Below are 20,174 nucleotides of genomic sequence, written 5' to 3'. Positions count from 1 at the left end.
GTCCGACGCTCGACGTCTGACGCGCTGGCAACTGAAATTAACGTTTGACGGTTAGTGACTATGCCAAAAAGAAGTGATTTAAAAAGCATCCTCATTATTGGTGCTGGCCCGATTGTGATCGGCCAGGCCTGTGAGTTTGACTATTCCGGCGCCCAGGCCTGTAAAGCGCTGCGCGAAGAGGGTTACCGGGTGATTCTGGTTAACTCCAACCCTGCGACCATCATGACCGACCCGGCCATGGCGGATGCGACCTATATTGAGCCGATTACCTGGCAGACCGTGGCCAAGATCATTGAAAAAGAGCGCCCGGATGCGCTGCTGCCCACCATGGGCGGGCAGACTGCGCTGAACTGTGCCCTGGACTTGGATCATAACGGGGTGCTCAAAGAATTTGGCGTGGAAATGATCGGCGCCACAGAGGATGCCATCGACAAAGCGGAAGATCGCTCCCGTTTTGACAAGGCGATGAAGTCCATAGGGCTAGAGTGTCCGCGCTCTGCCATTGCCCACAACATGGAAGAAGCCAGCGCCGCTCTTGAGTCGTTGGGTTTTCCCTGCATCATCCGACCCAGCTTTACTATGGGGGGGTCCGGTGGGGGCGTCGCCTATAACCGTGAAGAGTTCGAAGAAATCTGCCAGCGTGGCTTGGACCTGTCGCCCACTAATGAGTTGTTGATCGACGAGTCTTTACTGGGTTGGAAAGAATATGAGATGGAAGTTGTCCGCGATAAAAAGGATAACTGCATCATCGTTTGTTCTATCGAAAACTTTGACCCCATGGGGGTGCACACCGGTGACTCTATTACTGTGGCGCCGGCCCAGACGCTCACCGATAAAGAACTGCAGATCATGCGTGATGCCTCCTTGGCAGTGCTGCGTGAAATCGGTGTAGAGACGGGTGGCTCCAACGTCCAGTTCGGCATTAATCCGGACAACGGGCGCATGGTGGTGATTGAAATGAACCCGCGGGTCAGTCGCTCTTCGGCGTTGGCCTCCAAAGCCACCGGTTTTCCGATCGCCAAGGTGGCGGCAAAGCTGGCGGTGGGTTACACCCTGGATGAACTGCAGAACGAAATTACCGGCGGCAAAACCCCTGCCTCGTTCGAGCCGTCCATCGATTATGTGGTAACCAAGATTCCGCGCTTCAACTTCGAGAAGTTCGCTGAAGCTGACGCCGTGCTGACCACCCAGATGAAATCCGTTGGTGAAGTGATGGCCATTGGCCGTAATTTCCAAGAATCTGTGCAGAAGGCGTTGCGTGGTCTGGAAACGGAATCCATCGGCTTTGACCCGCATGTGGACCCGGCCGCGCCGGACGCCCGTGAGCAGGTGGCGCAGTTACTCGCTACGCCGGGCCCTGAGCGTATCTGGATCGTTGGCGATGCCTTCCGGGTCGGCATGACCGTGGATGATGTGTTCAATATCACCAAGATTGATCGTTGGTATTTGGTGCAGATTGAGGACTTGATTCGTGCCGAGCAGCAGCTGGTCGACAGCACCTTTAGCAGCCTGACTCGCGACAGCCTCTATGCGCTCAAGCGCAAAGGCTTCTCCGATGCCCGCCTGGCTCAGTTGCTGGGCGTGAAGGAAGCGGATGTGCGCGGCAAGCGTGAAGAGCTGAATGTGCTGCCGATCTATAAGCGGGTGGATACCTGTGCGGCGGAATTCGCCACCGATACCGCCTACATGTATTCGAGCTACGACGAAGAGTGCGAGGCTAACCCTTCCGACCGTGACAAGATCATGGTCATCGGTGGTGGCCCCAACCGGATTGGTCAGGGTATCGAGTTCGATTATTGCTGTGTGCATGCGGCGTTTGCCATGAAGGACGACGGCTACGAGGCCATCATGGTCAACTGTAACCCAGAGACCGTGTCTACCGATTACGATACCTCCGATCGTCTCTACTTCGAGCCTATTACGTTGGAAGACGTGTTGGCTATCGTGGCAAAAGAAAAACCTAAGGGTGTGATTGTTCAATACGGCGGTCAAACACCGCTGAAGCTGGCTCGTGCCCTGCAGGCGGCCGGTGTGCCGATTATTGGAACGCCGCCGGATGCCATTGATGAAGCGGAAGACCGTGAACGTTTCCAGCAGATGGTTAATAAGCTTGGCCTGAAGCAGCCGCCCAACCGCACCGCTCGTTCCATGGAAGACGGTGTGCGCCTAGCAGAAGAAATCGGTTATCCGTTGGTGGTTCGTCCTTCCTATGTGTTGGGGGGGCGTGCCATGGAAATCGTTTACGGTGAAGCAGAACTGCGTAACTACATGATGAACGCGGTATCGGTTTCCAATGACTCCCCTGTATTGCTGGATCGCTTCCTCGACGACGCCATTGAGGTGGACGTGGATGCAGTGTGTGACGGAACGGATGTGGTTATCGGTGGCATCATGCAGCACATTGAGCAGGCGGGTGTTCACTCCGGTGATTCCGCATGCTCTCTGCCTCCGTATTCGCTGGACGACGATGTTCAGGACGTCATGCGTCAGCAGGCTGCAGATATGGCATTGGAGCTGGGCGTGGTGGGTTTGATGAATGTGCAGTTCGCGGTGAAAAACGGCGAGGTGTATGTGCTGGAAGTGAACCCGCGTGCTTCACGGACGGTGCCGTATGTGTCCAAGTGCATCGGCGTGTCTCTGGCGAAGGTGGCTGCTCGGTGCATGGCAGGCACCAGTCTTAAGGAACAAGGTTTCACCGAAGAGGTCAAACCTCAGCACTATTTCGTGAAAGAGGCGGTGTTCCCGTTCGCCAAGTTCCCGAAGGTTGATCCGATCTTAGGCCCGGAAATGAAATCTACCGGGGAAGTGATGGGCGTTGGCGAGACCTTTGCGGAAGCTTTTGGTAAGGCATCCCTGGGGGCCGGAGAAAAACTGCCGGAAACTGGAACGGCCTTTATTTCTGTGCGCGAAGTCGACAAGCCTGCCTCTGTGGAAGTGGCTCGCATGTTGATTGAGCGTGGCTTCAGCCTGGTTGCCACAAAAGGTACCGCCAAGGTGCTGGGTGAAGCGGGCCTTGAGGTGAAGGTTGTGAACAAGGTGCTGGAAGGGCGTCCGCATATTGTGGACATGATCAAGAATGATCAGATTGCTCTGATTGTGAACACCACGGAAGGCAAGCAGGCGACCCGTGATTCTTTTGCGATTCGTCGCTCGGCGCTGCAGCACAAAGTGTTCTATACCACGACCATTGCTGCGGCCCATGCGGTTTGCCAGGCGCTGGGTATTAGTGGTGAGCCTACTGTTCGTCGCTTGCAGGACCTGCACGCAGAAATGAAATAAATCGTCGTCGGGAGCGCTCGGAGCAGAGTGCTCCGGGCGGTTCCGTTAACAGGGCATGTTCAACGGCCTGTTAAAAGACACGAGGATAATTATGCAACGCGTACCGATGACCGCCAAGGGCGCTAAAGCCTTGCGCGAGGAACTGGAAAAACTGAAAAAAGAAGATCGCCCGCGTATTTCTGCTGCGATTGCAGAGGCTCGTGAGCACGGCGACTTGAAAGAGAATGCAGAATATCACGCGGCCCGCGAGCAGCAGGGTTTTTGTGAGGGGCGCATTGCTGATATTGAAGGGAAACTTTCCAATGCGCAGATCATTGATATTCAGGATATTGAGAATACCGGTAAGGTTATTTTTGGTGTTACCGTGACTATCCTTGATGTGGATACTGATGAAACCAAGGTGTATCAGATCGTCGGTGACGACGAAGCTAATATCAAAGAAGGCAAGCTGAGTGTGAACTCACCCATTGCCCGTGGCCTGATTGGCCGCGAGGAAGGGGATGTGGTGCAGATCGATACTCCCGGAGGTACTCGTGAGTATGAAGTTGATCAAGTGGAGCATATCTAGGTTTTCTGTGCGTCACGCTTGCGGACAGCACGTAAAAAAAGGCGACGTTAAAACGTCGCCTTTTTAATGGCTGCCGCGGGTAGCCTACTAGGTGGGTAGTGCTCAAGCGTTCTGGTATCGCAAAATATTCGATAGTTTCGCGTTGGGTTGTTGGGCTGGGCGGTAGAGTAGGGCGATGTTGCCGATGCGCTGGATTAGCTCGGCGCTGCCTTTTTCAGTCAGCGCCTGCACAATCGCTGCTCGGTCGTCGCGGGTTTCCGCGTTGACCTTTACCTTGACCAGTTCGTGATCCTCAAGGCGCAAATTAAGCTCTTCTACGAAATTGTCGCTGAGTCCCTTGTCGCCAAAGATGAGAACGGGTTTCAGGTGGTGACCAATACGGCGTAACCGTTTGATGTCCTGGGTAGATAGCGGCACGGTGTGACTCCAGAAAGGGTTGCTGTGCGCGTATTCTACGGATTAGCCGCGGGAAAAGCAGCCATCCTGTGCATTGGCTAAGAACATGAGGATGTAGAAAATTCAGGAGAGAGTGGTTCATGGCGAAGTCCAGCCGTTCCAAAACCAGCAAAGCTTGGTTAAAAGAGCATTTTAATGATCCGTGGGTAGCTAAGGCCCAGGAGCAGGGTTATCGCTCCCGGGCCAGTTTCAAGCTGCTGGAGATGAATGAAAAGGACCGTTTGTTCAGGCCGGGCATGACGGTGCTGGATTTGGGGGCGGCCCCCGGGGGCTGGAGCCAGGTGGCGGGTCAGCTGATTGGCGGCAGGGGAACGGTGATAGCCAGTGATATTCTTGCCATGGATGCTTTACCGGATGTGACCTTCATCGAAGGGGATTTTCGTGAGGAGGTGATCTATGAGCAAATCCTTATGGCGCTGGGGGATCAGCGGGCAGACCTTGTAATGTCGGACATGGCCCCCAATATGAGTGGTAATAGCGCGGTGGATCAGCCGCGGGCTATGTATCTGGCAGAGTTGGCGTTGGATATGGCTGAGCGGGTGTTGGATCCTGATGGTGTGTTTCTGGTCAAGGTGTTCCAGGGCGAGGGGTTTGAAGATTATCGCAAAGCGCTACAAAGCCGCTTCAAACGCGTTGTCAGTCGTAAACCGGCGGCCAGTCGTGCCCGCTCTACTGAAGTTTATCAGCTGGGTTTTGGGCTGAAATAAGCTGCAAATACGCTATTTTGTTGTCCGAACCGGCATTACGCTGATTCCGGTAAATGGTGTAAGGTGTAAATTCGTTAGTGTGCGCGCGAGCGCCCGAATTAATCGAGGTCTCCCTTGAACGATATGACCAAGAATGTTGTGCTCTGGCTGGTAATTGCCGGCGTCCTGTACGTGGTGGCATCTAGTCTCAGTACTCAACCTGCCACCGCAGATGTGCCCTATTCCACCTTCATTTCGCGGGTAGAAGCCGGCAAGGTGCAGGAGGCCAAGATTGGCGAAAGTACGATTACCGGGACCTACACGGATGGTGGCCAGTTCCGCACGGTTAAGCCGCCGACCCTGGATACTAATCTGATGCCCACGCTGATTCAGAATGATGTGAATGTGGTGGGCTTGGAGCCTCAGCGTCAGAGTTTTCTGACGCAGCTGTTCCTGTCTGTGTTACCGATCCTGTTGATCTTGGCCATCTTTATCTTCTTTATGCGCCAGATGCAGGGTGGTGGCCGTGGCGGCGGTGGCCCCATGACGTTTGGTAAATCCAAAGCCAAGTTGTTGGGCGAAGACCAAATCAAAACCACATTCGCCGATGTGGCAGGCGTAGAAGAAGCCAAGGAAGAAGTGCAGGAGCTAGTGGAGTTTCTGCGTGACCCAGCCAAATTCCAGCGCTTGGGTGGCAAGATCCCCCGCGGTGTGCTGATGGTGGGCTCTCCTGGTACCGGTAAGACCCTGTTGGCCAAGGCTATTGCAGGGGAAGCCAAGGTGCCTTTCTTTAGTATCTCTGGTTCTGATTTTGTGGAGATGTTTGTGGGGGTTGGTGCTAGCCGTGTTCGCGATATGTTCGAGCAAGCCAAAAAGCACTCCCCTTGCATTATCTTTATTGACGAAATTGATGCGGTGGGGCGTTCCCGGGGCGCCGGTGTCGGAGGTGGTCATGATGAGCGCGAGCAGACATTGAACCAGTTGCTGGTAGAAATGGACGGTTTTGATGGCAATGAAGGGATCATCGTTATTGCCGCGACCAACCGCCCTGACGTACTGGACCCGGCGCTGTTGCGCCCCGGTCGTTTCGACCGGCAGGTAACCGTGCCGTTGCCGGATATTCGCGGTCGCGAACAGGTATTGAAAGTGCACATGCGTCAGGTGCCAATTGCCGATGATGTGGAGCCAGCGTTGATTGCCCGTGGTACCCCCGGCTTCTCCGGTGCTGATTTAGCCAACTTGGTGAATGAAGCTGCGCTGTTTGCTGCCCGTGCCAACAAGCGCATGGTTTCCATGGAAGAATTTGAGAAAGCTAAGGACAAGATCCTGATGGGGGCGGAACGTCGCTCCATGGTGATGAACGAGAAAGAAAAACTGAACACTGCGTTTCACGAAGCCGGCCACGCTATCGTTGGGCGGTTGGTGCCAGAGCATGACCCGGTTTATAAGGTGAGCATTATTCCGCGAGGCCGTGCGCTGGGTGTGACAATGTATCTGCCTGAAGAAGACAAGTACTCACAATCCAAGCGTGGTTTGGAGTCGTCCATCTGCTCGTTGTTTGGTGGGCGTATCGCGGAAGAGATGACGTTGGGCTTTGATGGTGTTACCACTGGCGCCTCTAATGATATCGAACGCGCTACCAAACTGGCTCGTGCCATGGTGACCAAATGGGGCCTGAGTGAAAAAATGGGCCCGCTGGCCTATGAGGAAGAAGAAGGTGAAGTCTTCCTTGGCAAGCAGGTGGGGCAGCGCAAGCATATGTCTGAACAAACCGCGGAAGAAATTGACCGTGAAGTGCGGGCCATCATTGATGATTGTTACGGTCGCGCCAAAGAAATCCTAGAGCGTAATCGCGATAAGTTGGAGCTGATGGCGGATGCATTGATGCAGTATGAAACCATTGATGCCGATCAGATCGAAGACATAATGAGTGGTCACAAGCCGAGACCGCCGAAAGATTGGCGGGATCAGGGGCCGGGTAATGGCGCTGCCGCTTCTGGTGATAGTGCCTCCGGTGGTGACCCGATCGGTGGGCCTGCTAACACGCACTGATTGATGATGCATCAAAAGACACTTAGCTGTGGGGCGCGGACACTGAACCTGTCCGCGCCTGTCGTTATGGGGGTCCTTAATGTGACCCCCGACTCCTTTTCCGATGGTGGCCGGTTTACCGAGCGCGATGCCGCGCTGCGTCAGGCAGAGCAGATGTTGCGTGACGGAGCGGCGATTATTGATGTGGGGGGAGAGTCTACCCGGCCTGGTGCTTCGCCGGTGTCTGAGCAATATGAGCTTGACCGGGTTGTCCCTATTGTTGAGGCGCTAAGCTATGAGCTGAATGCGCTAGTGTCTGTGGATACCAGCACCGCGGCAGTGATGCGCGCGAGTGCGGCGGCTGGCGCAGGCATGATTAATGATGTCCGCTCTTTGCGTCGCCCCGGTGCCATTCAGGCAGCAGCGGCCAGTCAGCTCCCGGTCTGTTTGATGCATATGCGGGGTGAGCCCGGCAACATGCAAGATAACCCCCGTTACGATGATGTTACTGCCGAGGTGGTCGCCTTGCTCCGTGAGCGTATCGGCGCGTGTGAGCGGGCAGGTATTTCGCGGGAGCGGCTGTTGGTGGATCCGGGGTTCGGATTTGCCAAGACGGTACAGCACAATTTGCAGCTGATGCATGAGATGGATGCGCTTCAGACTCTGGCGTTGCCTATTCTGATTGGGGTGTCGCGGAAATCTTTATTCGGCAAAGTGTTGGGGCGCGATGTGAGCGAACGATTGCCAGGCAGTCTAGCGGCGGCCGTAATGTGTGTGGAGCGCGGTGCCAGCATTGTGCGCGCTCACGATGTTAAAGAAACCGTGGACGTGGTGCGTTTCGCCCATGCGGTTATGGAATCACAAAGAGAATCGCAAAAGGAGCTGTCATGACGCGCAAATATTTCGGCACCGACGGGGTGCGAGGTACGGTGGGGGAGTTTCCCATTACGCCTGATTTTGTGCTCAAGCTGGGCTGGGCTGCCGGCAAGGTACTGGGGGCTCGTGGTGGCAGCAAGATATTGATTGGTAAAGATACCCGTATTTCCGGCTATATGTTTGAGTCAGCCTTAGAAGCGGGGATCTCTGCAGCTGGAGTGGATGTGCGCTTGTTGGGGCCGTTGCCCACGCCGGGAATTGCCTATTTGACGCGCACACTTTCGGCTCAAGCCGGCATTGTGATTTCTGCGTCTCATAACCCTTATACGGATAACGGCATTAAGTTTTTCGGGGCGGATGGTCGAAAGCTCAATGATGAAATTGAGCTCGAAATTGAGCGCTTGCTGGATGAGCAAATGTCGGTGGTGTCCACGGATCAGATCGGTAAGGTGCGACGTATAGATGATGCCCGCGGTCGTTATATTGAATTTTGCAAAAGCACGGCGCCAGGCCTAGACCTTAATGGAATGAAAATTGTGGTGGATACCGCCAACGGTGCGGCTTACCACATTGCCCCGGATGTGTTCGAAGAGCTAGGCGCCACTGTGGTGCCGCTGGCTAATCAGCCCGACGGCTTCAATATTAATCGCGATTGTGGCTCTACTCATCCCGAGGCGTTGCAGCGCAAGGTTGTGGAAGAAAAAGCCGATCTCGGTGTGGCGCTGGATGGCGATGCGGATCGATTATTGATGGTCGATCATGCTGGTAACCTAGTTGATGGTGACCAGCTGTTGTTTGTGGTGGCCCGCGATCGCAAAGAGAACGGCGCGAAAATGGATGGGGTCGTAGGAACGCTAATGTCCAACTTCGGGTTGGAGCTGGCGCTGCAGGCTGAAGGCATTGAATTTGTACGCGCCAAGGTCGGTGATCGTTATGTCATGGAGCAGTTGGATAAGCGTGGCTGGAACATCGGTGGCGAATCCTCCGGGCACTTGGTGTGCCTGGATTGCACCACCACGGGGGATGGAACCGTCTCTGCATTGCAGGTGTTGGCGGCCTTGTCCCGTCGTAAGCAAGGCTTGGCCGAGTCTGTCGCAGACGTGTCCATGCTCCCCCAGAAGATGATCAATGTACGTGGCCCAAATCGTGATGGATTTATGGAAAATGGGGATGTGCAGGCGGCCATGGCAGATGTAGAAGATAGGCTGGCCGGTAATGGCCGTATCCTGTTGCGACCCTCCGGCACTGAGCCTTTGGTGCGGGTGATGATTGAAGGCAAGGATGCGGATCGGGTGGAAAGCCTGTGCCGTGAGCTGGCCGAAGTGGTGGAAAAGGCAATCAATTAAGCGGCACTCAGCAGGCTTCACGCAATACATCGCGTGAATATCTATTGTGTGTGAGCGAGTTACAGATAAGAGAGACAATAATGAATAGAACCCCTCTGGTTGCGGGCAACTGGAAAATGAACGGGCGCAAGGACTTGCTTACCGAAATGGCAGACGCTCTGGCGGGTTACGCTGGTGCTGCTGAGGTGGTCATCTGTCCACCTTTTCCGTATTTGGCTGCGGCCAGATCTGCGATGCCGGAGGCGGTTGGTATCGGTAGCCAGAACGTGAGTGAGCAAGAGGATGGCGCTTTTACTGGAGAGGTATCTGCGCCGATGCTAGCCGAGGTGGGCTGTGGTTACGTGATTATTGGGCATTCCGAACGCCGTGCGTTATACAGTGAAACGGATGCGCAGATTGCCAGCAAGTTCGCCCACGCTCAGGCTGCGGGTCTGGTGCCGATTCTTTGCGTGGGTGAAACGCTGGAAGAGCGTGACTCTGGCAATACTGACACCATCGTCTGTGGGCAATTACGCGCGGTTGTGGATGCGGTTGGCGTTGCGGCATTTGCTAATGCGATAGTGGCCTATGAGCCGGTCTGGGCGATCGGCACAGGGAAAACGGCTAGCCCCGAGCAGGCCCAAGCTGTTCACGCTTGTTTGCGTCAATTTTTAGCGAAAGACGACCCGGATATCGCTCAATCGCTGCGGTTGCTTTACGGCGGCAGCGTAAAGGCGGATAATGCCGCCCTTCTATTTGCTCAGTCAGACATCGATGGGGGTCTGATCGGTGGGGCATCGTTAACAGCCGACAGCTTTATTGCGATCTGTCAGGCGGCGGAATAATTAGAGACATTATGGATATTGTTGTTCATGTAGTTCACGTGTTGGCAGCCCTTGGGCTGATTGGTCTGGTGCTAATTCAGCACGGTAAAGGCGCTGATGCGGGTGCTTCCTTTGGCGGCGGCGGTTCTCAAACCGTTTTTGGTAGTGCTGGGTCGGCGAACTTTCTTACTCGTGCCACAGCAGTACTGGCGGCGCTATTCTTTGTGACCAGTTTGGTTTTGGCTTGGATGGCGCGTCAGGAAGCGGACAGTAGTCGTAGTTTTCTGCCGGAGCTGGAAACCGTTGAGCACCAGGATGTGCCTGTTGTTGACGAGTCTCCGTCTGAGGTTCCGGCGGGCATGACTGAAGTGCCAGTGGCCCCGGATGCGAATGAAGAGCAAAAAGAAGTTTCGGATGTGCCTCAAGCTGAGGTAGAATCCCCGGCCCCGACTGAAGTGCCTCAGTCGGAGCAGTAAGTTAAGCGTTCTTTGCCGAAGTGGTGGAATTGGTAGACACGCTATCTTGAGGGGGTAGTGAGCTTCGCTCGTGCCGGTTCAAGTCCGGCCTTCGGCACCAATTAGGGAGCGTTTTGCTGGCGAGTGTTGTCAGTGAAGCGTAAGGAAAAAGACCGATGTGCATTATCGGTTTTTCCAGGATCAGCTTGAAAGCTGGTCAGTATCAGGTTCTGTGGCTTTTCCTGATACTAAGGCTTCGAAAAATAAATACTTTTTTCGATAATGCCTTGACAGAGTAGGCGCCTCTGAGTATTATTTGCGCTCGATTTTGATGCGGGGTGGAGCAGTCTGGTAGCTCGTCGGGCTCATAACCCGAAGGTCGTAGGTTCAAATCCTGCCCCCGCTACCACTTAGACGGACTAGAAAAACATCTCTGGTCCAAAGCGGACAAAAAGCCCCTCTTGTAGGGGCTTTTTGTTATCTGCAAACCGACCCGGTTGGTGGAAATGGGCGGTGGATCCGCGGTCGTTGCAGGGAGTGCTGCAATTACTGTTCATCCTCGGGCCCATTTTTTGTTTGTACCGGCGGAAAGATTTATGTCAAAACGCACAGAGCAATTAACCGAGCTGCTGGCTCCGGTAGTGGAAGATCTGGGCTTCGTGCTTTGGGGTGTGGAATACATCCAGGGGCGCGGGGCTGTTCTGCGTGTGTTTATTGACCATGCAGATGGTATTTCGGTAGATGATTGCGCGGCCGTGAGTCATGAAGTGAGCGGCGTGCTGGATGTGGAAGATCCAATCCCCGGTGAGTTTAACCTTGAAGTGTCCTCGCCAGGGATGGATCGGCCCATGTTCGACATTACGCAGTATGTCGATTATATCGGTGAAGATGTGCAACTTAAGCTTCTGGCACCGGTAAGCGGCAAGCGTAAAATGACGGCGGCCATTGTGGCCGTGGATGGCGATACGCTGGTGGTGGAGCTGGATGGCGAAACCTTGCGTGTTCCTTACAGTCAGGTAGATCGTGCTCGGTTGCAGCCCCGCTTCAATTGAGTACGCCCTGAAGAACTTTAGTCTTTGTAAAGGCCTGGCCATGAACAAAGAGATCCTGCTGGTAGCGGAAACCGTATCAAACGAGAAGGGTGTAAGCCGCGACGTAATTTTTGAGGCCATTGAACTGGCTCTCGCGGCAGCTACCAAGAAGCGGTTCAAGCAAGAAGACGTGGAAATTCGTGTGGATATTGACCGTGAGTCCGGTAATGCCCGCAGCTTTCGTGTATGGCACGTAGTGCCTGATGAAGAACTCTTTGAATTCGGCAAGCAACTGACATTGGATGAAGCCCACGAGCAGGATACGTCTCTGCAGATCGGGGACATCTGGGAAGAGGAAGTTGAATCCGAAGCCTTTGGTCGTATTGCTGCGCAAACTGCTAAGCAGGTCATTGTACAGAAAGTACGTGAAGCGGAGCGTCGTCAAATTGTTGAGGAATATCGTGATCGCATTGGCGACTTGGTCAGTGGCACGGTAAAGAAAGCCAGCCGTGATTCTATCGTGCTGGACTTGGGCGGCAACGCCGAAGCACTGATTACTCGTGAACACATGATTCCCCGTGAGGCCGTTCGCCAAAACGACCGTGTCCGTGCCTATCTGCTGGGCGTAAATGAAGAAAACCGTGGTCCGCAGCTGTTTGCCAGCCGTGCTTGCCCGGACATGTTGGTGGAGCTGTTTAAAATTGAAGTGCCAGAGATCGGTGAAGAGCTGATCGAAATTAAAGGCGCTGCTCGTGATCCAGGCTCCCGAGCCAAAATTGCCGTAAAGACCAATGATCAGCGTATTGATCCGGTTGGCGCTTGCGTAGGCATGCGTGGTGCGCGGGTTCAGGCCGTTTCCAATGAGCTGGCTGGTGAGCGTATCGATATTGTCCTGTGGGACGACAACCCCGCACAGCTAGTGATTAATGCAATGCAGCCGGCGGAAGTGGCTTCCATTGTTATGGATGAAGAAAGCCATTCCATGGATATTGCCGTGGAAGATGAGTCTGCATTGGCCCAGGCTATCGGCCGTAGTGGGCAGAACATTCGCCTAGCGTCTGAGTTAACCGGCTGGGAACTCAACGTCATGACCATTGATGACGCTGAGAGCAAACAGGAACAAGAAGCCGAGCAAGCCCTGCAAACATTCATCAACGAGTTAGAAGTAGATGAAGATGTGGCGGGTGTGCTAGTGGATGAAGGTTTCTCTACCCTTGAAGAAGTGGCCTATGTGCCAGAGGAAGAGATGCTGGCTATCGACGGCTTTGATGAGGAGATCGTAGAGCTTTTACGCCAGCGTGCCAAAGATGCGCTGTTGACTAAAGCCCTGGTATCTGAAGAGAAGTTTGATCAAGCCGAGCCCGCGGAAGACCTTCTCAACATGGAAGGTATGGATCGCGAGTTGGCTGTTGAATTGGCTTCCCGTGACATTGTTACGATGGAAGACCTCGCCGAACAGGCAGTGGATGACCTGCTGGAAATTGAAGGCCTGAGCGAAGAGCGTGCAGCCGAGTTGATTATGACTGCGCGCGCGCCTTGGTTTGAAGGTGAAGACGAAGCCGGGGCGTAACGCCCATTTCCAGGCTGAACAAGCAGGCACCATCAGAGATGGACAGGAGAGTGTTGCTGACATGGCAGAAACGACCGTAAAGAAACTGGCCGACATCGTAGGGACGCCCGTCGAGAAGCTGCTTACGCAGATGAAAGACGCAGGGTTGCCCCATGGCGATGCCAGCGAAGTGGTCTCAGATGAACAGAAGCAGCAGCTACTGGCGCATCTGCGCAAGTCTCATGGTGCCGAGGATGAAGGTAGTGGTAAGAAAATTACGCTGAAGCGTAAGTCCACCAGTACCATTAAGACCACCGGTGCTGCCGGTAAGTCTAAGACCGTGAATGTGGAAGTGCGTAAGAAGCGCACCTACATGAAGCGTGATGTGGTAGAAGCTGAAGAGCGTGAAGAAGCGGAACGCCTGGCGGCAGAAGAAGCTGCGCGGATCGAGGAAGAAGAGAAGCGTGCAGCGCAAGAGGCGGCTAAGCGTGCTGCGGATGATGAAGCTGCACGTCTGAAGGAAGATGAAGCTCGCGCTAAGGCTGAGCAAGAACGCAAAGCGGCCGGCGAAAAAGCAGCGGAAGAAAAAAGTAAGCGTGTTTCTGTGCCAAAAGTTTCTGCAACCAAGAAACCTGCGAAGGAAGAAACGCCGGAAGAAAAGGCCAAGCGAGAAGAAGCTGAGCGCAAACAGCGTGAAGCGGATGAGGCCAAGCGTAAGCAGGAAGCAGAAGCTCGCAAGAAAGCGGAAGAAGAAGCCGCTCGCCGTACCGCTGAAGAGGCCGCCCGTATTGCGGCTGAGCTGGAGCAGCGTGGCGAGCAGGAAGAGAAAAAACCTGCGGTGGAAGATGACAAGGGCTCATCCATTGTTAATGCCGCGCAGGAAGCCAGCTATCAGCGTGAGGAGCGCCAGTCTCGCCGTCGTCGCCGCAAGCCCAAGGTGGCAGGCGTTGTGCACGGTAAGATGAAAAGCTCCATGAATAAGCAGCATGGCTTTAAAACACCGACGGAGAAGAAAATCTACGAAGTCGAAGTTCCAGAAACAATTACCGTGGGTGATCTGGCCCAACGCATGAACATCAAGGCCAAGTCTTTAATTAAGTCCTTGATGAAAATGGGCGAAATGGCCACGGTTAACCAGCCGATTGATCAGGAAACCGCGTTCTTGCTGGTAGAAGAGATGGGCCATAAGCCCGTTGCCAGTAAAGGGCAAGAAGAGTTGCTGGAAGATCATCTGGCTGCTGATTTGGTAACCCGTGACAGTGTGGATTCAGAGCACCGAGCTCCCGTTGTGACCATTATGGGTCACGTGGACCACGGTAAGACCTCTCTGCTCGATTATATTCGTAAAGCCAAGGTGGCAAGCGGCGAAGCGGGCGGTATTACCCAGCACATTGGTGCGTATCACGTTGAGCACGAGAAAGGCATGATTACCTTCCTCGACACGCCTGGTCACGCTGCCTTTACTGCCATGCGTGCCCGTGGAGCTAAAGCCACTGATATCGTGGTGATTGTTGTTGCCGCCGATGATGGTGTAATGCCGCAGACCGAAGAAGCGATCAACCACGCGAAAGCGTCGGGTGCGCCGATTATAATTGCGGTCAACAAGATTGATAAAGAACAGGCAGACCCAGACCGGGTGCGTAACGAATTGGCCACCAAGGATGTAATCCCGGAAGAGTGGGGCGGTGAATACCAGTTCATTAACGTTTCTGCTCACTCTGGCGAGGGCGTTGATGACCTGCTGGATGCGATCCTTCTGCAATCAGAATTGCTAGAGCTGCAAGCTCAGGCCTCCGGTTCCGCGACCGGCGTTGTGATTGAATCTCGCATTGAGAAAGGCCGCGGAACGGTAGCGTCTATCTTGGTGCAGGGTGGCGAGCTTCAGATAGGCGATATGCTACTGGCCGGTGCTCATTTTGGCCGTGTGCGTGCGATGGTTGACGAAAACGGTAAAGCCATCAAGAAGGCTGGCCCATCTATTCCTGTAGAAGTGCTTGGCCTAAATGGCGCACCAGAAGCCGGTGAGCAGATCCAGGTTGTGACAGATGAGCGTAAGGCGCGGGAAGTGGCTGAGTTCCGTCAGGAACGTGACCGTGAGCTTAAGCTTAAGCGTCAGCAGGCGTCCAAACTGGAAAACCTGTTTGAAAATATGGGCAGTGCAGAGACCAAAACCGTCAACATCGTGTTGAAGACCGATGTGCGCGGTTCTCTGGAAGCGCTGACCAGCGCCCTGAATGACCTGGGTACAGACGAAGTGAAAGTGAACCTGGTGTCCAGTGGCGTGGGGGCGATCAACGAATCCGACGTTAACTTGGCGATGACCAGTGAAGGTGTCTTGCTGGGCTTTAACGTTCGTGCTGATTCCAAAGCTAAGCGAGTGTGCGAACAGGAAGGCATCGATCTGCGCTATTACAGCGTAATTTACGAACTGATCGATGACGTGAAGCAAGCCATGAGCGGTTTGCTGGCTCCGGAAAAACGCGAAGAAATTCTTGGTGTGGCTCAGGTGCGCGATGTGTTCCGCTCTTCCAAGTTTGGTGCTGTTGCCGGTTGTATGGTGGTGGAAGGTACGTTGTACCGGAACCGTCCGATCCGCGTTCTGCGCGATGATGTGGTGGTCTTCGAGGGCGAGTTGGAGTCTCTGCGTCGCTTTAAGGACGATGTACCGGAAGTGCGTAACGGCATGGAGTGTGGCATCGCAGTGAAAAGCTATAATGACGTGAAAGAAGGCGATAAGATCGAAGTCTTCGAAGTGAAGGAGGTGGCTCGCTTCCTGTAAGGGAAAGCGTGCCCGAACCTTGCTATGAGCCGTCATCGCCGCCCCCAAGGCTTTAACCGCACTGACCGAGTCGCTGACCAGATTCAGCGCGAGTTGTCCCGGTTGTTGCAGTTCGAAATGAAGGACCCTCGAGTCAATCTGGCGACGATTCAGGATGTAACGGTTTCCCGTGATCTGTCCTATGCTGAGGTGTATTTCACCTTGCTGGGACAGGGCGAGGAGGCCGGCGCAGAAGCCGAAGAGGTGCTCACCAAGGCCAGCGGTTTTCTGCGCAGCAGCCTGGCCCAGGGCTTGAATACCCGCACTACCCCCAAATTACGTTTCCATTACGATATGACCCCGGAGCGGGCTGCTCATCTATCGCAATTGATTGATGAGGCCCGGGCAGAAGACCGGGAGCTGCGTCCGGAAGACGACGAAACCGGAAACAACGAGTAACTCGGAGCTGTCAGGTGGCAAAGCGTCGTCCTAGAGGCCGTGATCTCAACGGCATCCTGTTATTGGATAAATCCTCCGGCGTGAGCAGTAATGGCGCGCTGCAAATGGCAAAAAAAATGTTTGCTGCCGCTAAAGCGGGCCATACTGGCAGCTTGGATCCGTTGGCCACGGGCATGCTACCCATCTGTTTCGGCGAGGCGACTAAGTTCAGCCAGTTTCTGTTGGAGTCGGACAAGAGCTACCGAGTAACCGCCAAGCTGGGAGTGACTACAGAAACTGGCGATGCGGACGGCAATGTGGTGAACACTACGGAAGTGTCCGCCTCTGCCGCCCAGATTGAAGCGGCGTTGTTGTCATTTAAGGGCGATATCGAGCAAATTCCAAGCATGTATTCGGCGATTAAGCATGAAGGTGTGCCGCTCTATAAGCTGGCCCGTGAGGGTATCACCGTAGAGCGTAAGCCTCGGCCGGTGACGATTTATGATTTGCGAATTCTACGTATCGACGGCGATGAGCTGGAGTTCGAGGTGGACTGCTCTAAAGGCACCTATGTGCGCTCACTGGTGGAAGATACAGGGGCTCTGTTAGGGTGCGGCGGGCATGTGACCGCTCTACATCGCCTGTCTGCGGGACCTTACCCGGCAGAGCGAATGCTGACCTTAGAGCAGCTGGGTAAAATCAAGGAAACCGGTGGTTTTGAGGCAATCGATGAGCTGCTCTTGCCTTTATCCACCAGCGTGGCAGACTGGCCGCGCGTTGAGTTGGGTGACAATGCTGCTTACTACTTGCAGCAAGGGCAGCCGGTGATGGCCTCAGACCGCCCTCTGGACGGCTGGGTTAGCGTTTATCAGGCGTCCAGTGGTGAATTTCTGGGTGTCGGAGAAATATTGGAAGACGGGCGGATTGCTCCCCGTCGTCTGGTTGCAGGCGGAGCCTCTTGAGGAGATTCGCCCGATAATGACGGCAGCTATAAATATGCATGGCTGGCCGTGACCTTAATTGAGCATATTGGAGAAGCATCATGGCGTTAACCGTTGAACAAAAAGCTGAAATTCTGAAAGAGCATGGCCGCAAAGAGAATGATACCGGGTCCCCGGAAGTTCAAGTCGCTTTGCTGAGCGCCAATATCAATGGTCTTCAGGATCACTTTAAAGGCCACAAGAAGGATCACCACAGCCGTCGTGGCCTGATCCGCATGGTAAACCAGCGTCGTAAGCTGCTGGACTACCTGGCCAAGAAAGACCGCACCCGTTACTTGCAGCTGATCGAAAAGCTGGGTCTGCGCCGCTAAGGCATGGATCAAAGTTACAACAACAGAAGCTCGGCATAGCCGGGCTTTTGTTGTTTTAGGGTGCGGGGAAAAGGCCGCGCAGCCTTAGCCATGATACTGAGTGATGCGTGGTGCGTTTCTCGATATCATGCGTGAACGAAAGAAGAGTGTATGTCAGAGGCATGGGCCTTGAAGATTGTCGTGAAGAAGAGAGAAGAGACGAGATATGTTCAATAAAATTACCAAGCAAATTCAGTTTGGCCGTGACACGGTAACCTTGGAAACCGGGCAAATTGCTCGCCAGGCAACCGCCGCTGTCATGGTCCGTATCGGTGACACCCAAGTGTTGGTCACCGTAGTGGGTAGAAAAGAAGCCAATCCAGGGCAGAACTTCTTTCCCCTGACCGTTAACTATCAGGAAAAGACCTATGCAACCGGCCGTATACCCGGTGGCTTCCTCAAGCGTGAAGGCCGTCCTAGCGAAAAAGAAACGCTGACCTGCCGACTCATCGACCGCCCGATTCGCCCGCTGTTCCCAAAGGGCTTCATGAATGAAGTGCAGGTTGTGGCTACGGTGATGTCTTCCGACAAAAACCGCGATCCGGATATTGCAGCCTTGATCGGTACGTCCGCTGCCTTATCTATTTCCGGAATTCCTTTTAGTGGCCCGATTGGTGCTGCACGGGTGGGCTACAAGGATGGAATGTACATCCTCAACCCTAGCTATTCCGAGTTGGCTGAGTCTGCACTGGACTTAGTTGTTGCAGGTACCGAACCTGCTGTATTGATGGTGGAATCCGAAGCGCAGGAGCTGTCTGAAGACCAAATGCTGGGCGCGGTATTGTTCGGCCATATGGAAATGCAGCCGCTGATCCAGGGCATCAAGGAGTTCGCTGCCGAAGTGGGCACTGAAACGTGGGACTGGAAACCGGCTGAGCAGAACGAGACCCTGAAAGCGGCGATCAAAGATAAGTTCGCGGCGGCGTTGGGCGAGGCTTACACCATTACCGAGAAGATGGCCCGTTACGCCAAAGTGGGCGAGCTGCGTGATGCTTGTGTGGCTGAGTTTGCCACCGGTGAAGACGGTGCGCCGGAAGCCGACGAAGTGAAAGACCTGTTCGGCAAGATCGAAAAGAGCGTGGTGCGTGAAGCCGTGGTATCCGGCAAGCCGCGTATTGATGGTCGTGCTTTGGATGCGGTGCGTGCTATTGATTGCCAAGTGGGCACTTTGGCGAAAACTCATGGCTCTGCGTTATTCACCCGTGGTGAGACCCAGGCGATCGTCACTGCCACATTGGGTGGTATGCGCGATGCGCAGTTCATCGACGCGCTGGAAGGGTCCCACCAGGACCACTTCATGCTGCAGTACAACTTCCCTCCATACTGTGTGGGTGAGACGGGCTTCATCGGTTCTCCCAAGCGTCGTGAAATCGGTCACGGTCGCCTGGCCCGCCGTGGTGTGGAAGCCGTTGTGCCTAGCGTGCAGGACTTCCCTTACACGATTCGTGTGGTCTCTGAGATCACTGAGTCCAACGGTTCTTCTTCCATGGCGTCCGTGTGTGGCACTTCCATGGCGTTGATGGACGCTGGTGTGCCGTTGACCGCGCCGGTGGCCGGTATTGCCATGGGCCTGGTGAAGGAAGAAGACGGCCGTTATGCAGTGCTGTCCGATATTCTGGGTGATGAAGATCACCTTGGCGACATGGACTTCAAGGTGGCTGGTACCGCCCGTGGTGTGACTGCTTTGCAGATGGACATCAAGATCGAAGGCATTACCGAAGAGATCATGGAGAAAGCGCTGAACCAGGCAAATGCCGGTCGTCTGCATATCCTGGGTGAGATGAATAAGGCGATTGCCGAGTCGCGCTCTGAGGTATCTGACAACGCGCCGACTCTGCTGACTTTGAAGATCAACCCGGACAAGATCCGTGATGTGATCGGTAAAGGCGGCGCGACTATTCGTGCCCTCACCGAGGAAACGGGTTGTACCATTGACATTGAAGACGATGGTAGCGTGAAGATCTACGGTGAAACCCGTGAAAAAGCCGATGAAGCGGTCCGTCGCGTAGAAGAGATTACCGCGGAAGCTGAAGTGGGTGCAATCTACGAAGGCAAGGTAACGCGGGTTGTTGATTTCGGTGCGTTCGTGGCGATCATGCCCGGCACTGAAGGCCTGCTGCACATCTCCCAGATCGCTGAAGAGCGTGTTGAGAAAGTGACTGATTACGTGAACGAAGGTGAGATCATTAAGGTGAAAGTCCTTGATGTGGACCAGCGTGGCCGTATCAAACTGTCGATGAAGGAAGCTAAGGAAGATTAATTTCTGCCTTGTGGTTTCAAAAAAGGGTCGGCATTTGCCGGCCTTTTTTTATGCTGGGTGCTTGCTTGGTTTGCCGGTTATCTATGGTTGTGATTTGGCGCTACAGACGGCGGGAGGGGGGCGCAGAGGCCAAAGGGTCTTGGTGAGCAGCACGCCCTCAATCTCCACTTGAGAAATGCCTGCCTTTGGTGGCATCCGAACTGCGCTGATTCGAATGATAGTCGCTGCTACTTGCGATAGTTGACTGAAGCGGCAAAGCCTGCGCTAGGGTTCTAGGTGCCAACGTT

At 54.4% G+C, this 20,174-nt stretch carries 16 protein-coding genes and 2 tRNA genes; 17 read left to right on the top strand and 1 reads right to left on the bottom strand.

Annotated elements, in window-relative coordinates; genetic code table 11:
• Positions 1-60: 60 nt before the first annotated feature.
• Both carB and greA read left to right on the top strand, forming a co-directional pair.
• A complete protein-coding gene (gene carB / locus Y017_RS05175) occupies positions 61-3,279 on the top strand; it encodes a carbamoyl-phosphate synthase large subunit (protein WP_011587614.1) in 3,219 nt (1,072 codons plus the stop codon).
• Positions 3,280-3,370: 91 nt separating this feature from the next.
• Positions 3,371-3,847, top strand: coding sequence for a transcription elongation factor GreA (gene greA / locus Y017_RS05170; RefSeq protein WP_035459409.1), 477 nt, complete (start codon positions 3,371-3,373; stop codon positions 3,845-3,847).
• Positions 3,848-3,949: 102 nt separating this feature from the next.
• On the opposite strand, the gene Y017_RS05165 is transcribed toward greA, so the two are convergent.
• Entirely contained in the window at positions 3,950-4,264 is a 315-nt protein-coding gene (locus tag Y017_RS05165) for a YhbY family RNA-binding protein (RefSeq protein ID WP_035459407.1), read from the bottom strand.
• Between the two features lie 119 nt (positions 4,265-4,383).
• On the opposite strand from Y017_RS05165, the gene rlmE reads away from it, so the two are divergent.
• The 15 genes from rlmE (at position 4,384) to pnp (ending at position 19,887) form a co-directional block, all read left to right on the top strand.
• Positions 4,384-5,010: a 23S rRNA (uridine(2552)-2'-O)-methyltransferase RlmE gene (rlmE, locus tag Y017_RS05160; RefSeq protein ID WP_035459405.1), complete on the top strand. Its 627-nt coding sequence runs from the start codon at positions 4,384-4,386 to the stop codon at positions 5,008-5,010.
• Between the two features lie 123 nt (positions 5,011-5,133).
• Entirely contained in the window at positions 5,134-7,041 is a 1,908-nt protein-coding gene (gene ftsH / locus Y017_RS05155) for an ATP-dependent zinc metalloprotease FtsH (RefSeq protein WP_101235058.1), read from the top strand.
• Between the two features lie 6 nt (positions 7,042-7,047).
• A complete protein-coding gene (gene folP, locus Y017_RS05150) occupies positions 7,048-7,911 on the top strand; it encodes a dihydropteroate synthase (RefSeq protein ID WP_035459401.1) in 864 nt (287 codons plus the stop codon).
• Positions 7,908-9,242, top strand: coding sequence for a phosphoglucosamine mutase (gene glmM / locus Y017_RS05145; RefSeq protein ID WP_035459399.1), 1,335 nt, complete (start codon positions 7,908-7,910; stop codon positions 9,240-9,242). The genes folP and glmM overlap by 4 nt, the downstream gene beginning before the upstream one ends.
• Before the next feature lie 80 nt (positions 9,243-9,322).
• Complete coding sequence (tpiA, locus tag Y017_RS05140) at positions 9,323-10,066, top strand: triose-phosphate isomerase (RefSeq protein WP_035459397.1); 744 nt, start codon at positions 9,323-9,325, stop codon at positions 10,064-10,066.
• Positions 10,067-10,077: 11 nt separating this feature from the next.
• Positions 10,078-10,521 carry a preprotein translocase subunit SecG gene (secG, locus tag Y017_RS05135; RefSeq protein ID WP_011587622.1) on the top strand — a complete coding sequence of 148 codons (444 nt, stop codon included), beginning with the start codon at positions 10,078-10,080 and terminating at the stop codon, positions 10,519-10,521.
• Positions 10,522-10,535: 14 nt separating this feature from the next.
• A tRNA-Leu gene (locus Y017_RS05130) sits at positions 10,536-10,621 on the top strand.
• Between the two features lie 211 nt (positions 10,622-10,832).
• Positions 10,833-10,909 (top strand) — tRNA-Met (locus Y017_RS05125).
• Between the two features lie 187 nt (positions 10,910-11,096).
• On the top strand, positions 11,097-11,552 hold the full coding sequence (gene rimP / locus Y017_RS05120; RefSeq protein ID WP_035459394.1) for a ribosome maturation factor RimP: 456 nt from the start codon (positions 11,097-11,099) through the stop codon (positions 11,550-11,552).
• 40 nt (positions 11,553-11,592) lie between these two features.
• The gene (gene nusA / locus Y017_RS05115) at positions 11,593-13,101 is read left to right on the top strand and encodes a transcription termination factor NusA (RefSeq protein ID WP_035459392.1); all 1,509 of its coding nucleotides are present in this window, start codon (positions 11,593-11,595) and stop codon (positions 13,099-13,101) included.
• Between the two features lie 61 nt (positions 13,102-13,162).
• Positions 13,163-15,859, top strand: coding sequence for a translation initiation factor IF-2 (gene infB / locus Y017_RS05110; RefSeq protein WP_035459390.1), 2,697 nt, complete (start codon positions 13,163-13,165; stop codon positions 15,857-15,859).
• 24 nt (positions 15,860-15,883) lie between these two features.
• Complete coding sequence (rbfA, locus tag Y017_RS05105; protein WP_011587626.1) at positions 15,884-16,297, top strand: 30S ribosome-binding factor RbfA; 414 nt, start codon at positions 15,884-15,886, stop codon at positions 16,295-16,297.
• 14 nt (positions 16,298-16,311) lie between these two features.
• Positions 16,312-17,238: a tRNA pseudouridine(55) synthase TruB gene (gene truB / locus Y017_RS05100; RefSeq protein WP_011587627.1), complete on the top strand. Its 927-nt coding sequence runs from the start codon at positions 16,312-16,314 to the stop codon at positions 17,236-17,238.
• 80 nt (positions 17,239-17,318) lie between these two features.
• On the top strand, positions 17,319-17,588 hold the full coding sequence (gene rpsO, locus Y017_RS05095) for a 30S ribosomal protein S15 (protein WP_007148581.1): 270 nt from the start codon (positions 17,319-17,321) through the stop codon (positions 17,586-17,588).
• 205 nt (positions 17,589-17,793) lie between these two features.
• Positions 17,794-19,887: a polyribonucleotide nucleotidyltransferase gene (gene pnp, locus Y017_RS05090; protein WP_011587628.1), complete on the top strand. Its 2,094-nt coding sequence runs from the start codon at positions 17,794-17,796 to the stop codon at positions 19,885-19,887.
• Positions 19,888-20,174 lie beyond the last annotated feature (287 nt).

Source organism: Alcanivorax sp. 97CO-5 (genome assembly GCF_000524665.1).
GTDB classification, from domain to species: Bacteria; Pseudomonadota; Gammaproteobacteria; order Pseudomonadales; family Alcanivoracaceae; genus Alcanivorax; species Alcanivorax borkumensis.
Note: the sequence above shows the minus strand (reverse complement) of the source record. Positions and strands in the feature narration are given on the sequence as shown.